This window comes from Halovenus marina (genome assembly GCF_051414115.1).
In the GTDB taxonomy this organism is placed as follows: domain Archaea; phylum Halobacteriota; class Halobacteria; order Halobacteriales; family Haloarculaceae; genus Halovenus; species Halovenus marina.
The window spans coordinates 1,481,096-1,495,639 of the sequence record NZ_JBLKNZ010000001.1; the positions used below are offsets into that span (position 1 = coordinate 1,481,096).

Annotated in this window: 11 protein-coding genes and 1 tRNA gene; 6 read left to right on the forward strand and 6 right to left on the reverse strand. The window is 60.6% G+C overall.

Annotated features, from left to right (window positions below):
- Positions 1-54 precede the first annotated feature (54 nt).
- Entirely contained in the window at positions 55-2,409 is a 2,355-nt protein-coding gene (locus ACMGFL_RS07475; protein WP_436934910.1) for a PAS domain S-box protein, read from the reverse strand.
- A gap of 104 nt (positions 2,410-2,513) precedes the next feature.
- Between ACMGFL_RS07475 and ACMGFL_RS07480 the strand changes: the two genes are divergently transcribed.
- Positions 2,514-2,963 carry a universal stress protein gene (locus tag ACMGFL_RS07480; protein WP_436936429.1) on the forward strand — a complete coding sequence of 150 codons (450 nt, stop codon included), beginning with the start codon at positions 2,514-2,516 and terminating at the stop codon, positions 2,961-2,963.
- Between the two features lie 10 nt (positions 2,964-2,973).
- On the opposite strand, the gene ACMGFL_RS07485 is transcribed toward ACMGFL_RS07480, so the two are convergent.
- Complete coding sequence (locus ACMGFL_RS07485; protein ID WP_436934911.1) at positions 2,974-4,677, reverse strand: halocyanin domain-containing protein; 1,704 nt, start codon at positions 4,675-4,677, stop codon at positions 2,974-2,976.
- A 184-nt stretch (positions 4,678-4,861) separates the two neighbouring features.
- Here ACMGFL_RS07485 and ACMGFL_RS07490 point away from each other — a divergent pair, with 184 nt between their 5' ends.
- The 3 genes from ACMGFL_RS07490 (at position 4,862) to ACMGFL_RS07500 (ending at position 11,366) form a co-directional block, all read left to right on the forward strand.
- Positions 4,862-9,154 (forward strand): PAS domain S-box protein, encoded by a 4,293-nt coding sequence (locus ACMGFL_RS07490; RefSeq protein ID WP_436934912.1) that lies wholly within the window; start codon positions 4,862-4,864, stop codon positions 9,152-9,154.
- A 68-nt stretch (positions 9,155-9,222) separates the two neighbouring features.
- Positions 9,223-9,807 carry a response regulator gene (locus ACMGFL_RS07495; protein WP_436934913.1) on the forward strand — a complete coding sequence of 195 codons (585 nt, stop codon included), beginning with the start codon at positions 9,223-9,225 and terminating at the stop codon, positions 9,805-9,807.
- A gap of 170 nt (positions 9,808-9,977) precedes the next feature.
- Positions 9,978-11,366 (forward strand): two-component system sensor histidine kinase NtrB, encoded by a 1,389-nt coding sequence (locus ACMGFL_RS07500; protein WP_436934914.1) that lies wholly within the window; start codon positions 9,978-9,980, stop codon positions 11,364-11,366.
- Positions 11,367-11,756: 390 nt separating this feature from the next.
- Here ACMGFL_RS07500 and ACMGFL_RS07505 read toward each other — a convergent pair.
- The 4 genes from ACMGFL_RS07505 to ACMGFL_RS07520 form a co-directional block, all read right to left on the reverse strand.
- A tRNA-Arg gene (locus ACMGFL_RS07505) sits at positions 11,757-11,829 on the reverse strand.
- 38 nt (positions 11,830-11,867) lie between these two features.
- The gene (locus ACMGFL_RS07510; RefSeq protein WP_436934915.1) at positions 11,868-12,170 is read right to left on the reverse strand and encodes a glutamyl-tRNA reductase; all 303 of its coding nucleotides are present in this window, start codon (positions 12,168-12,170) and stop codon (positions 11,868-11,870) included.
- Positions 12,163-12,396 carry a DUF2249 domain-containing protein gene (locus tag ACMGFL_RS07515; RefSeq protein WP_436934916.1) on the reverse strand — a complete coding sequence of 78 codons (234 nt, stop codon included), beginning with the start codon at positions 12,394-12,396 and terminating at the stop codon, positions 12,163-12,165. Before ACMGFL_RS07515 ends, ACMGFL_RS07510 begins: the two co-directional genes overlap by 8 nt.
- 267 nt (positions 12,397-12,663) lie before the next feature.
- Positions 12,664-13,254 (reverse strand): DUF7998 family protein, encoded by a 591-nt coding sequence (locus ACMGFL_RS07520; RefSeq protein ID WP_436934917.1) that lies wholly within the window; start codon positions 13,252-13,254, stop codon positions 12,664-12,666.
- Positions 13,255-13,379: 125 nt separating this feature from the next.
- Here ACMGFL_RS07520 and ACMGFL_RS07525 point away from each other — a divergent pair, with 125 nt between their 5' ends.
- Both ACMGFL_RS07525 and ACMGFL_RS07530 read left to right on the forward strand, forming a co-directional pair.
- Positions 13,380-13,637, forward strand: coding sequence for a DUF2249 domain-containing protein (locus tag ACMGFL_RS07525; protein ID WP_436934918.1), 258 nt, complete (start codon positions 13,380-13,382; stop codon positions 13,635-13,637).
- A gap of 78 nt (positions 13,638-13,715) precedes the next feature.
- Entirely contained in the window at positions 13,716-14,504 is a 789-nt protein-coding gene (locus tag ACMGFL_RS07530) for an MOSC domain-containing protein (protein ID WP_436934919.1), read from the forward strand.
- The last annotated feature ends 40 nt before the right edge of the window (positions 14,505-14,544 follow it).

A 14,544-nucleotide genomic window follows, 5' to 3' on the forward strand; every position in this document is an offset into this window, starting at 1 on the left:
TTACTGTCTCATCTCTGGTCACGACTGTCTGACATCTGAGGACGTACACACAGATCACTCTGCGAGGGGCAACTGGACGCAGAAGACGGCCCCGGTCGACTCGTCGGCCGCCGACTGTTTGCCCCGGTTGTCCTCGACCCAGATGTTCCCCTCGTAGCGGTCGACGAGGGTCTGGACGAGATACAACCCAAGCCCGGTGCCGGAACTCTGGAGGGCCTTTTCACCCTTCTCGAAGATCTCCGATTTCCGCTCGTCGGGGACCCCCGGGCCGTTGTCTGCGATCCGGATCGTGGCAAAGTCGTCGGTGACATCGACCGAGACAGTCACCACGGGCGTGTCGCTATCGTTGTGTTCGATGGCGTTCGTCAGAAGATTTCTGAACACCGACTCCAGCATGTCGTCGGCATACACCTCGACTGCCGGGATCGACCCCTCGATGTCGATGATAGCGTTCCCGTAGGCCGACCGCACCTCCGCGACATCCCGCTCTAGCACCGAGTTGAACCTGAGCGGTTCCGGGTCCGTCTCGGCCTGCAACATCACCTCCGCAACGTCGCCCGCTGTCTGTGTGATCTCGGTCGCTCGCTGCGCGCTCGACTGCACGCGCTCCAGTTCGTCCTGACCCTCCTCGTCGACGTGGTCTGCGAGCGACTCCGCATACAGCGAGACGATCTGGAGATAGTTGCGGATGTCGTGGCGGACGATCTGATTGAGTACGTCGAGGTTGTCCCGCTCACGTTCGAGCGCCAGTTCCGCGTGTTTCTGTTCGTCGATGTCGAGATACACACCGACGGCTCGAAGCGCGGACCGTGACTCGTCGCGCTTGATGACTCGCCCGATGTTTCTGACCCACTTGTAGTCGCCGTCCGCCGTTCGCATCCGATACTCCTCGTCGAAGTACGCCGTTTCTCCGTCGAGGTGCTGGCTGAGTGTCTCCTTGACTGCCTCGCGCTCCTCTGGGTGGACGCGAGCCTCCATCTCGTCGATGCTCAGCGCAGTCGACTCGTAGCCGAACATCTTGGCTAGCTGGTCGTTGTATTCGATCCTGTCCTGCTCGACATCCCAGTCCCACACACCGAGGTTCGCCACCTCAATAGCGAGTTCGAGACGCTCTTTCAACTCTCGGAGTTCCTGCTGGCGCGCTTTCCTATCAGTGATGTTTCTCGTCAGCGAGAGTCCGCGGACCTCCCCGCTCACCTCGACCTTGTTCACCCACACTTCGACCGGGAACGTCGAGCCGTCCTGCCGTTCGTGTCGCCCCTCGATTTTCATCGTCTCACCGGGGTCTAACTTCTGCCATGCCTGCCCCAGCCGTTCCATCTCGATCCCGGTTTCGACGTCAGAGACGTTCATCGAGCAGAGTTCCTCGTGGGTGTACCCCAGACTCTCACAGATCGCTCTGTTCACGTCGAGGATATCGCCGTGCAAGTCGTGCAGGATGATCCCGTCGGGCGCTTGCTGGAACAGTTGCTGATACTGGACGCGGTATCGCTCCTGTATCCGGATGCGATGGTACGCCGCACCGATCGTCGCTCCGAGTTCCGAGAGGAGTTTCTGCTCCTCAGACTCGAAGGCCTCCGATCGGTCCGCATAGAGGTTCAACACGCCGTAGAGCGTCCCGTCGTAGATGAGCGGCACTGCCGCGCTCGACTGAAAACCACGTTCGAGTGCTGCCTGACGCCACGGCTCGTACGACGGGTCTGTTTGAATGTCCTGTGTGACCGTCACCGAACGGGTACGGATCGTCGTCCCCGTCGGTCCCTGTCCGCTCTCACTTTCGTCGGCCGATACTTCGATCACATCGAGATATCCTGCGCCGACGCCACACCAATCACGGATTTCGACCTGGTCAGTGTCCGCGTCGTAGTCAGCGATCCAGGCGAGTACGTACGGCTCGGCGTCGACCAGCGTCTCGCAGATTGCCGAGTCGATCGATTCGATGTCGGTCACATGAACGAGTTCAGACTGGATCGAGCGAACGAGGTCGGCGATTCGTGTGGACTTCTGCGCCCGGTCTTTCGCTCGGCGTTCCTCGACAGCGTTCTCGATCCGCTGGGCGAGCAGTTCCCAGCTCTCAGTGGTCATGGATTTGGTCACGTAATCCGAGACGCCAGCCGCGATCGCATCGCTGGCAACCTCTTCGGATCCCTTCCCAGTGTAGAGGATATAGGGTATCTCAGAGTGGCGCTCGCGGACCGCAGAGAGCAGTTCGAGCCCGTTCATCTTCGGGAGCCGATAATCCGCGAGGATACAGTCGACCGACTCCTCGGACAACAGATCGAGAGAATTTGACCCGGTCCCAACTGACCTGACAGTCATGTTCTCTGCGACCCGCTGGAGTTGCTCCGAGACGAGGGCCCTGTAGTTTTCGTCGTCGTCGACGTGGACGACCTCGATCGGTTCGGCCATCGATTCTGATACACAGTAGGGGATCGCTTGCTTGAACGTTTCGAAATTGGCAGGTGAGAATGTGAACGATGACTTTAGTGGGTACCGCTCGAACTATCGCGACGATGTACGACCGATTGCTCCTTCCGACGGACATGAGTCGCGGCGTCAACCAAGCGACCGAACACGCGATCGATGCCGCACAGCGGTACGATGCGACGCTTCACGTGCTCTATGTCGTCGACGCTGATGCGTACAGTTCCTACCCCGGTGACGAGTACGTCCACGAGTTCGAGGGCCTCGAATCGGCACTCGAACAGGCAGGACAGGAGGCGGTCGAAGAGATCGTCGCAGACGCCCAGTCGGCCGGTGTCCCGACGGAATCAGAGATCCGTCACGGCATTCCTCACACAGAAATTCTCCACTACATGGACGACGCCGATATCGACCTGACCGTGATCGGCTCGAAACACCGGCCGGGCGAGTATCGACGGCTGCTGGGCAGCGTGGCAGACCGGGTCGTCAATATGTCTGAAAAGCCGATCACGATCATCAAAACCCCCGTCGAGCAGTAGTCCGCTGACGTCAGAGGTTGCCGTATTCGTTGTACAGGATGCCCTGCTCGTCGAGGAACTGCCTGAAATCATCGGGGCCACGATACATCGGTTGCAGGCGACGGTCTCGCATGTGCTGTTGGAACTCTGGATGGTTCGCCGCGCGCTCGATAGCGACAGCGAGGCGGTCGATCCGCCCGGAGGGCGTTTCCCGTGGTGCGATGACACCCTCCCAGAATTCCATCGGTGGGAGCGTGCTGCCGGTCGCCTCCTGGAACGTCGGGACGCCCTCCCGCCAGATGAGACGGTTCTCCCCGAACACAGCGAGCAAGTTCAGTTCTTCCAACAGCTGGGGCGGTGCCCAGATCGGCTCTGCCGTCGTGGCAAGGATCCCATCCTCCTCGAGGACGCGCCGGAACGCCGCCTGTGGGTCACTGGGGACGATCTCGAAGGACGCGTCAGAGCCGATATACTCTCGTAGTACCCGTGCAGTGATGATCGATGTCTGAAATATTTCCGGCTGGAGAACCGTGACCGCTTGCCCCGATTCGTTCTCGATTCGCTGGATAAATTCTTCGACAGTCTGGGCGTAGCCCGGTGCGACCGTGAGTGAAGCTGGAACGCCGATGAACTGTCCAACCGGGCGAGCGACATCTAGAAGCGCTTCCGTGCCGTATTCCTGCATCATGGACGCACTGTGCATGCCGATCGTGTACCCGTCTGGGTCGGAACTGTCGAGCGCGTCCAGCATCTCCCCGCGACCGAGTTCTTCCAGTTGGACCTCGACCCCGAGATGATCTGCGGCGATCTCGCTTAACAGTTGCAGTCGTTCTGTCGTGCTCGGCACAAACAGCCTGACCGCCTGACTCGGATATGTTTCGTCGCTATCCGGAGTAGATTCCGGAGTGGGTTCTCGCTCGGGTTCGACCAGTGTGTCCTCCGTCTGTCCAACAGCGACGACGCCTTTCATCCCGGTCTGCTCGTGCGGGGTACAGTAATATCTGAACAACCCCCGTTCTTCGAAGGTGTACTCGAAATGGACACCCTGCTGATCGTACAGCGGGCTGTCGAACAGTTCTGCTCCCCGTGAGGGTTGGTGTGTGACCGAGTGAGCGCCACCACTGCCCGTCCATCGCCAGCGTACTTTCGTCCCCGGATCGACGAGAATCGCGGTCGGCTCAAAGGCGAGTTGTTCCCCTGGACTGACGGTGACGACCACCTCGTCGAACCCGCGGAAGTCGTGGGTTCCCTCCTCGTAGTTGGTAGCACCGCTCAGCCAGCCACCGTACGGGCCAGTTTCGCCACCCCCTGAGTCGTCGGATCCGCCATCATCGTCGGGCGTGCTCTGCGGGGTAACGGTCCCGTCCCCTCCGGACGTGGTGTTGTCTGCCGGGCTTTCCTCGTCTTCGAGTACCGGCACCGTGATGTCGTCACTCTGAAGCGCGTAGGCGACGCCACCGATGCCGAGGACTGCGACCCCAGCCTGCAGCAGCGTCCGTCGGCTCTGACTCGCCGGTCCACTCTGTGACGTTGTCGATTGCTGTCGCCGTGGCTCTTGATATGATTGCTCTGACTGTTGTTCCCCCGAACGCTGGTCCTGTGGCGATACCGCTGGCGGCGGTGACTGTGGTGCTGTCTGTTCCTCGATTTCAACCTGACTGAGATCGGTCCCACAATAACTACAGAAACTGTCGTCTGAACCGATGGTCTCGCCGCACTTCGGACAATTCGGCATGTGCGTATACAGGCGTGTCCATCGTTAAGATATATTCTATTTCCGTAGGAGAATTATCCTTGGCACATGACACATTTTAGATGATTCAAAAGGCATTTAACTATCTGAGTAAATGAAAATACGTGGTGGATAGTCGTTCCGTAATCCCAGAACGCTTATTCACTCTCAAAGATACTGGCAAACGATGGTCGGGACCAGTTCTGCCGAACTAGCGATTCGCGTGCTCATAATCGAGCAATCTGTCGGTGAGACGGTCTCTCTCGCGTCACAACTCACAGTCAAGGAGAGGGATCCGCTTGCTATCGAGTCCGTCTCTGATCTCGAGACCGCTTGGTCAGTGTTATCCGAGAAACACGTCGATTGTGTTATCTGCCAACACGACCCGCCAGCGATCGATGGCGTCGAGATACTGACTGCGCTTCGTGAAGCACATCCCGACCTGCCGATTCTCCTCGCGACCGAGACTACACACGCCGATGGCGCGCTCGATAGCGCCGCAACCGACGTGTTGCCAGTCTCGGACGGTGCCCTCCACAGCGGAATTGTCGTCAACCGGATCAGGGCCATCGTCTCACAGGCACGCGAACTGGGAACGTACGAGCAGATTTTCGACCAGGCAAACGACGGAATCGTCGTTCACGACCCGGATACGGGCGATATTCTCGAAGCAAATCGCCGGTTCTACGAGATACTCGGCTACGATCCGACCGAGGACGAACTGATGCTCGGTGATATCGCCCCCGAGATACAGGAGTACACCGAAGACCGTGCCAGACAGTTGGTGACACAGGCCGCCGAGGATGGGGGCCAGACTGTCGAGTGGCTCGTACAGACAGCCACCGGTGACGAGCGATGGATGGAGGTTAGCCACAGGCCTGTCACACTGAGTGGGATCGACCGCGTGCTCGCGTTCGTCCGGGACATCACAGAGCGCAAGGAGAACGAACGACTGCTCCGCGACCGCGAACAGCAACTCGAAGCCGTCTTCAACCACCCGGCGTCGTTCGTGGTCGTCCTCGATGCGAGTGGACGGGTCGTGCGAACGAATCAGACGGCGCTCGAATACGTCGATTCCACGCAGTCTGACATCGAGGGCGTGGCCGTCTGGGAGGGCCCGTGGTGGGAAGAAGACGACGCTGCGGCCGAGCGTGTTCGGAGCGCAGTCGAGCGTGCGACCGCCAGGGAGACGGCCCGCCTCGAAGTCGAACTCGGAGGCGAGACGGTCGAGCGGCGACATCTCGACCTGCAGTTCGAACCGGTTCGTGACGAGGATACCACCAGCGGATGCGTCATCGCAGGCTACGACATCACCGAACGCAGAGACAGCGAGCAGGAAGCACGGGAGGAGCGGGAGACGCTCAGGCGACTTCACGAGATCACGTCGAACCCCGACCTTACACTCACAGAGCAGATACAGCACCTTCTCGACTTCGGCACCGACCGCTTCGACCTGGACATCGCGTTTCTCGCCCGCATCGACGCCGACACCGACTACTTCGAGATCGTCGAAGCGCGGGGTGACCACCCGCTGATCCAGTCCGGCAACGAAAGCGATCTCGCAGAGACGTACTGCCGTCGAACGATCGACGTGGAGACGGAGAGTCCGCTCGCGATCCAGACCGCAGCCGACGAGATGGCAGGTGATCCCGCCTTCGAGAAGTACGGTCTGGGCTGTTATCTCGGGGCAGAAATCGTCGTCGACGGCGAGCCGTACGGGACGTTGTGCTTCGCTGACGAACACCCACGGGATGTGGCGTTTTCGAGCGAGGAACGGACGCTTGTCGACCTGATGGCACAGTGGCTCCGACGGGACCTCGAACAGCGTGAGTATCGGCGAGAGATCGAAGCGGCACGCGACCGGTTCGAGCAGACTATCGAACGTATCGACGACGGCTTCTTTGCGGTCGACGACGAGTGGCAGATCACCTACGTCAACGGGACAGGGGCCAATATCCTGCGACAGACGATGGGGGCTGACTACGATGACGAGGAGTTGCTGGGGCGGCATCTGTGGGAGGAGATCCCCGACGCTGTCGGGACACCGTTCTACGAACGATACCACGAGGCGCTCGAGACACAGAACACGATAACGTTCGAGGAGCACTACGAACCGCTCGACGTCTGGTTCGAGGTGCGGGCCCACCCCGACGAAGACGGTCTGTCGGTGTACTTTACCGACATCACTGAGCGCAAGGAGCGCCAGCGGGAACTCCGTCGGTTGCAGGACCTGCTCGAACAGACGGAGCATATTGCCGACGTCGGCGGCTGGGAGATCGATATCGACACGATGGAGGTCTTCTGGAGCGACAATCTCTTCGATCTGCTGGGCGAGGACGACGAGGAGCCATCGCTCGACGACGCGCTCGACATCTACCTCGACGAGGACCGGCCGATCGTCGAACGTGCCGTCGAGTCAGCGGTGGAATCGAGAGAACCCTTCGACGTGGAGGCGCGCTATCGACGGTCGGGCGACGTTCGATGGCTCCGCGTCCAGGGTGTCCCTATCGTCGACGACGGCGGGGTGGTGACCATCCGCGGTGCAGCACAGGACATCACAGAACGGAAAGAACACGAGCAGACGCTCAACGACCTGCTCGACGCCACGCAGGCATTTATTCGCGCCAGCGACCGCGACGAACTCGTCGCGGCGATCACCGACGGGATAGAGACGGTCTTCGGCTACGAGATCAGTTCCGTCCGTCTCCACGACCCCGAGTCTGGAACCTTGCCGCCGTCCCGCCTCTCGGCTGCGGCGGCGGAGCGCGTCACCGATCCACCGACGTACGACGACGAGGAGAGCGTGGCTGGAGAGACGTTCCAGTCGGGCGAACCGACGGTTATCGACGACCTGTCTACCGCGACCGACCACGACTACGACTCGATCGACTCTGCGATGTTCTTCCCGATTGCGCACTACGGCGTGCTGGGTGTGGGTGCCACCGACACCGACGCCTTCAGAACCGAGGACGTCGCGCTCATCAACCTCCTGACCACCTCCGCGGCCAACGCCTTCGACCGCCTCGAACAGGAAACCGAAATGCGCTACCTCCAGCGTATCATCGACCGGGTCGACGTGAAGGTCTTTCTGCTCGACGAACACGGACAGTTCGCACACGTCACCGACCCGCTCGCAGCGTATCTTGGGCGGGAGGCTGACGAACTTGCTGGCACACAACTGACCGATATCGTCGTCGACGGGGATAGCGACGTGGTGGAGACGGCCTTCGAGGACGCGATCAGTGTCCCCCACGAGAGTTGCACCGTCGAGGTCGGCGTGCGCACAGGGGGCGGCGAGACGCGTCCGGTGGAACTCGAACTCTCACCAATCGAGGAAAGCAGTACCGTGGCGGCGATTGCAGGGGTCGTCACGGACATCAGCGAACTCGCGAAGACCCGCAGTACACTCGTCACCGAGCGCGAGCGGTTTCAGGAGCTGTTCGAGAACCTCCCCGACCCGGTCGTCGAAGTCAAATTCGTCGACAGGGATCCGATCGTGCAGTACGTCAACCCCGCATTCGTCGAGACGTTCGGGTACGGGCGCGACGGCGTGCAGGGCGCGAACCTGAACGACCTCATTGTTCCGGGAGGCGAGCGCGAGTCTGCGACGACACTCGACGAACGTGCATTAGGAGGAGAGGAAACGAGTGCGGGCGTAAAGCGAGAGACGCCCGACGGTCGCCGTGACTTTCTCCTTCGTGGGTTCGAGTACACACGGGAGGAGGACTCCTACGGGTTCGCGGTGTACACGGACATCACTGAGCAAAAGGAACGCGAGCGGTATCTGCAGGTCCTCAACCGCGTGTTACGACACAACCTCCGCAACGACATGAACGTCGTGATGGCGCTGGCCAAACGGCTCGCGGAGAACATCGAAGACGAGGAACTCGCAGAGTACGCGGCGACACTGGAGAACAACGCAAGAGAGGTCGCAACACTCAGCGAGAAGGCAAAGGAGATCGAACGCGTACTCGGCAGGCGGGCGAGCGAAACCGGCGTCGTCGACGCCACAGCCCACCTCCGCGAGCTCACCGCTGAAAAGCAGACAGCCTATCCCGACGCGGACTTCGTCACTGATCTTCCCGATGAACTGTGGCTCGTGGCCAACGAGAACATCAAGCGAGCCTGCGAGGAACTCGTCGAAAATGCGATAGAACACAACGAGAGAGCACGCCCGCGGCTTGCGATCAGTGCGCGTGACGTCGACCAGGACGGGTGGGTCGAGCTGTCCTTCCACGACAACGGTCCCGGTATCCCGGACGACGAATGGCAGATCGTAACGGGCGAGGAAGAGATCACCCAACTGAGCCACGGGAGTGGCCTCGGACTCTGGCTGATTCGGTGGATCGTCGAGTCCTACGGCGGCGAAATCTATCGAGAACAGCGAGCGGGCGAGGACGGAACCAGAATTGTTCTGCGATTGCGACAGGGCGAGCCCGAATCGTACGTTGCAGAGCCGGAACACGCCGATTCTACGTAATTGTACGCCAGTCTGGCGTGTATCCGAGCACAAAAGACTAGTAGCCTTCACCCAAACTGACACAGGTGATGGCGGACAACCCTTCACGGGTTCTCATCGTCGACGACGAGGAGGATGTTGTGGAGATCTACGGGCTCGCACTGGACGACGAATACGAGGTGTGGAAGGCGTACAGCGGCGAACAGGCGCTCGAACAGATCGACGAGACGGTCGACGTCGTCTTGCTCGACCGCCGGATGCCTGGCCTGTCGGGACACGAGGTGCTCGAAGCCATTCGAGCGCGTGGCCTCGATGTGCGCGTGGCGATGGTCACTGCCGTTGACCCCGGATTCGATATCACGGAGATGAACTTCGATGCGTATCTGACAAAGCCCGTCGACGACGAGGCGATCAGAGACGTCGTCGGTGAGTTGGTCACGCTCTCGTCGTACGACGACCGGACGAAGGAACTGTTTGCAGTCGCCCAGAAGAAGGCCGCACTCGAAGCCGAGAAAACCGACCGGGAACTCATTAAAAGCGACGAGTACGAGACACTCCAGGAGCGAAGCGCGGAACTCGACGGACACACGACGGAACAGCTAGCTGAGATGGACGACGAACTGTTCGAGAAGATGCTGTCTGGATTGTCAGACGAAGACGCCACACCCGAGTAGCACGGTGGAAGCACACACGGTCAGTCTGGCCAGCACGCGAGAGTGTCAACTCTTCTGACGATACCGCCACCACCAAATGGTTCCGGCGGCAACGACGTTCCATGGCCGAGGGTAGCGGACGCGCGGGAGTCGGTGCAGTTCTCCACAAGGGGGTGACGGCCGAGTAGCGTATGGAGGCAATTCAACTACTGCTCGAGGACCAGCAGAATCGTCAGCTATTGGCTGACGCCCTCGACGGGGATTACGAGGTCGTCGACGGTGTACACAGCGCTGACTCGTTCCTCAAAACCGAGTTCGACCTCTGTATCGTCGATGGCCCCGCCTTTCGTAGTCATCGAGAGACGCTGGTCGAGAAAAAGGAACGGGCGTCGCCGGTGTTTCTGCCCTATCTGCTGTTACTGGGCGGTCGGTCACCGGACAGGGCGGCCGAAAGCGTCTGGGAGCACGTCGACGAAGTCATCGACACACCAATCGCGCGGGCGAAACTCACAAATCGGGTGTCGAATCTGCTGCAGCGCCGTGAACTGTCGCTGGAACTCAAACGCGAACAGGAATTTACTGAAGAGCGGTTCCAGACGCTGTTCGAGTCCACGCCCGACCCAATTGTCGTCGTCACGGACGACGGGATCATCACAGAGGTCAACGACGCGTTCGCTCGGCTGTTCGATATCGACCGCAGTGCTGTACTTGGCACACACGTCACCGACATCGACGTGACTGCGGTGGAGTCAGTCGAGCGACTCCTGCTTCGCGTCACCGATGCGGCCAGTACGGACTCGACCGAGACAGAGAACACAGTTACGATCAAGTCGTCGGAGGGCGACACGTACGTGACCGAACTCAACGTGGATGTCGTCGAAGAACTCGGTGACGCGACCGAACGGATCGGGATCTTCCGCGACGTCACGGGTCGCGAGGAGTACCAGCGGCAACTCGAACGACAAATAGAGCAACTGGAACGGTTCGCCAGTGTGATCTCACACGACCTGCGCGACCCGCTGAACACTGCACAGGCGAAGGTTCGACTCGCACAGCGTGACTGTGACAGTGAGAAATTGGACGAACTCCTCGAAGTACACGGTCGAATGGAGACACTCATCGAGGACGTCCTGATGCTCGCCAAGCAGGGGAAAGTCGCAGGCGAAACCGAACCTGTCGACCTCAACGAGGCTGTGGATCTGGCCTGGGCGACGGTTGGTGCACCCGACACGGCGACACTGCAGACCGCAGATCCCCCACTGGTGAAGGCAGACGACGAGCGCCTGCGGGCGCTGCTGGAGAACCTCTTTCGCAACGCGGTCATGCACGGCGGCCCCGAGGTAACGCTCTCGGTCGGGCCGCTCACGGAACATCGTGGATTCTATGTGGCCGACGACGGCCCGGGAATCCCCGAAGAGGAGCGCGCCGACGTATTCGAGTACGGCCACACGACGGCAGCGGAGGGAACCGGACTCGGACTGAGCATCGTACAGAGTATCGCCGAGGCGCACGGGTGGGCAGTTTCGGTGACGGAGAGTGACACCGGCGGCGCGCGGTTCGAGGTCACGACCGAGACGTAGCGGCGGCAGACAGCCTGAGGCCGGAAAATCGGGATACTGTGTTCGCTCACTCTGTTCGCTGCACGGGCGCGGGGAAGTTCGCAAACGCAAGCATACGGCGAGCGAAGCGAGCCGTTTTACTGCTGGCGACCGTAGGGAGCCAGTAGGGGGTTTTTCCCCATGTTTTTACAAGTTGCGAGGGAACTCCGTTCCCTCGAACCATGCGAACGGGCCTACGGCCCGTGAGCAGAGAGCGGTGGCCGAGCGAAGCGAGGCCACCCGACGCAGTAAAAAGTGGACGGGCGTGGCGGGATTCGAACCACGGTCGGACGTGCTCGCTTCGCTGCGCGCGACCTCCCTGATTCGAATCCCGTGCCGTGGCTGTCGCTCGCAGTTGCTCGCGACAAGCCACGGGCGTGGCGGGATTCGAACCCGCGATCGAGGGGTTAGGAACCCCTCGCCCTATCCGCTAGGCCACACGCCCTGCCCGTGGTTGTCGATCCGACAGAAAAACCGTTCCGATCAGTCACGTGCTCCGACATCGAGATCAAAGAGCCGAGCTACGGCCTGGGTCCGCTCCGCATCGGCAGATTGTCGCCGTTCGACGCTCGCCGCTGGGGCCGCAGTAATCCGTCTTGCGAGTCTGGTTGCGAGCGTCCGGAGAACTTCCCGCCGTTCGGGTGTCAGTTCGCCACGCGCTTCCAGTTTCGAGAGAGCTGTTTCGAGTTCGCTCTCTGTGATCGTGTCAGCCCGCTGATGGAGTGCTCGCTGAACTCGGTCCGAATCGATTCGGGGCTCCGAGACAGACACACAGCCCTCATTCATGTGTGATCGTGACACACCAGAGGTCCGGTTCGGGGTTGGTGGTTTCGTACTCGAAGCCGCGCTGTTCGATGACCCGATAGAGCGGTTCCGGTTCGAAGCTGTTCAGCAACAACAGCGATTCGTCGGGGGAGAGATCAGCGAGCGCACCCATGATGTCGTCGAACGGTTCACCGTCTATCTCTCGGACGTCCAGCGTGTTGTCGGCGTCGGGCCGGTCGAGGCTCATACTCGCAGTTGGCCGAGCGCCCGGACATATATTACCCCGAAACTGTTCGTCTTCTCCGGGCTGATGTCCCTTAGAGTGGTTCCCCCCGGCACTACCCTTTTGTGGATACCGCGGCAACAGAGCGTATGGGAGACCGATCCTGCTACCGGGAGTACTGCCCGGAGTGTGACATGCAGGTGACTATCGTCGACGAGGAGTGTCCCGACTGCGGTCGAACGCTCGAAACTGAGTGACCGGTCTGCGAGACGTGCTGGTCAGGTTATCCAGTCAGAATGGCGCTTCGCTCGAACCGCGGCTGGTTCCCTCCTCCCGCATCGACCGCTCCATCAGATTCGACCCGATGTCAGATGGCGCCTCGTCGCTCACCTCGCCCGTCTCTCTGTAGGCCTGTTCGAGTGCTTCGAGTTGTTCGTTTATCGCGTCACTCTGGTGGTGCATCGGTGCCGCCCGAACGCGAACGATATCGTACTCGTGGCGGTCGGACAGCCCGTTCCAGGCGCGGAAAGACCCGCTGGTCAGAGTGTGTGTCTGTGGACAGAACGGTGTCGTCGGCGTAAACTCGGCCCGCAACACGGAGGGGTTGTCCGCCTCTCTGGCGTATCGGTAGCCAGCATTCGTGTGGCGGGTGTCGAGATTCAGCCGCGCCAGGTTGTAGTTGAAGGTCATGTCGTAGACTGTCCGCTCCTCGAAGAGTTCGCGGGTCAACCGGTGCACAGCGAGGTGGGCCTCGTCGGCAAGCACGTCGTGCGCATCAAGGAACTGATCAGATTCGGGGATGTGTTCGGGGACGAACTCGTCGTAGCTGTCGAACAGCGAATCGTCGTCGTCCGATCCGAACGGCGACGGGAAACTGGGCATGGCTCTCAGTACGGGATACCAGCATGTACGCCTGACCCCGGAGATATTCGCCTGCGACCCGAAGTTACGAGTTAGGGGAATATGTTCGGGGCAACTGATTGCTTTCGGAGAAGCTACGCTCGCGTATGGAGGCTGAATCCTATCTCGACAGAACGGAGGCCCCGAGCGAGCGCCCTCACGAGATGCTGGATGCGCGCGAACTGCCGCCGCCACAGCCGCTCAAGAACACGCTGGAGCGACTCGCCGAGTTGGACGATTCGGTCGTTCTCGTGCAGCTGAACGATCGGCGACCTCAGCACCTCTATCCGCAACTCGATGAGCGCGGGTATCGCTACGAGACGTTCGACGAGGATCCCGTCGTGACAGTTATATGGAATGAGTGACAGCGGTGTGTCTCGAACGGAGCACTCATCTGGACGAGCGACCGGTTTCATTATGAGCCGGGTACAAACAGGGCACAGATGGCCACCATCGACCGAATCAGCGTCTTTCCGGTGAAAGGACTCGACGGAATCGACCTCGAAGCGGCCGAGATACTGGCGGGCGGGACGCTGGCTCACGACAGGGAGTTCGCGCTGTTCGACAGCGAAAGGGAGATCATCAACGGGAGATGGAGCGCGCGCGTCCACGAATTGTCGACCGAGTTCGAATCCGACTCAGCCCTTCTGAGTGTCGCGACGCCCGATGGTCGTAGTCACCAGTTTTCGCTGGACGAACCGGCAGAGCGTGACCGCGCCGAGGCGTGGTTCGCTGACTTCTTCGGCGTCGACCTCTCGTTCGAACGCGACCAGTCACTCGGCTACGTCGACCGGCGCGATATGGGGCCGTCGGTTATCAGCACCGCGACGATCGAAACTGTCGCATCCTGGTTCGACGGGTTGTCCGCAGAGAGCGCTCGTCGTCGCCTTCGGGCCAACATCGAAGTATCGGGCGTTCCGGCCTTCTGGGAGGACCGATTCGTCGGTGAGAACGCGCCAGCCTTCGAGGCTGGTGGGATCAGATTCGAGGGTGTCACCCCGTGCGGTCGGTGTGTCGTGCCCGAACGAGACCCGGATACAGGAGAACCAATTCCCGAGTTCCGGGAGCGGTTCGTTCAGAAACGTCGCGAGACGTTCCCCGACTGGGCCGACGACGATGCGTTCGACCACCACTACACGGTGATGCTCATCGCGCGCGTTCCAGAACGCGACAGAGGAAAACAACTTTCTGTCGGCGATTCGGTCGAGAAGATCGATCCCTCGAACGGATAGCGCGCAGTGCAGAACAGGCGATTCGGACTGATACGTCCCG

Coding starts and splice junctions, on each gene's coding strand:
- ACMGFL_RS07475 (WP_436934910.1), bottom strand. CDS start 2,409: ATGGCCGAACCGATCGAGGTCGTCCACGTCGACGACGACGAAAACTAC.
- ACMGFL_RS07480 (WP_436936429.1), top strand. CDS start 2,514: ATGTACGACCGATTGCTCCTTCCGACGGACATGAGTCGCGGCGTCAAC.
- ACMGFL_RS07485 (WP_436934911.1), bottom strand. CDS start 4,677: ATGCCGAATTGTCCGAAGTGCGGCGAGACCATCGGTTCAGACGACAGT.
- ACMGFL_RS07490 (WP_436934912.1), top strand. CDS start 4,862: ATGGTCGGGACCAGTTCTGCCGAACTAGCGATTCGCGTGCTCATAATC.
- ACMGFL_RS07495 (WP_436934913.1), top strand. CDS start 9,223: ATGGCGGACAACCCTTCACGGGTTCTCATCGTCGACGACGAGGAGGAT.
- ACMGFL_RS07500 (WP_436934914.1), top strand. CDS start 9,978: ATGGAGGCAATTCAACTACTGCTCGAGGACCAGCAGAATCGTCAGCTA.
- ACMGFL_RS07510 (WP_436934915.1), bottom strand. CDS start 12,170: ATGAATGAGGGCTGTGTGTCTGTCTCGGAGCCCCGAATCGATTCGGAC.
- ACMGFL_RS07515 (WP_436934916.1), bottom strand. CDS start 12,396: ATGAGCCTCGACCGGCCCGACGCCGACAACACGCTGGACGTCCGAGAG.
- ACMGFL_RS07520 (WP_436934917.1), bottom strand. CDS start 13,254: ATGCCCAGTTTCCCGTCGCCGTTCGGATCGGACGACGACGATTCGCTG.
- ACMGFL_RS07525 (WP_436934918.1), top strand. CDS start 13,380: ATGGAGGCTGAATCCTATCTCGACAGAACGGAGGCCCCGAGCGAGCGC.
- ACMGFL_RS07530 (WP_436934919.1), top strand. CDS start 13,716: ATGGCCACCATCGACCGAATCAGCGTCTTTCCGGTGAAAGGACTCGAC.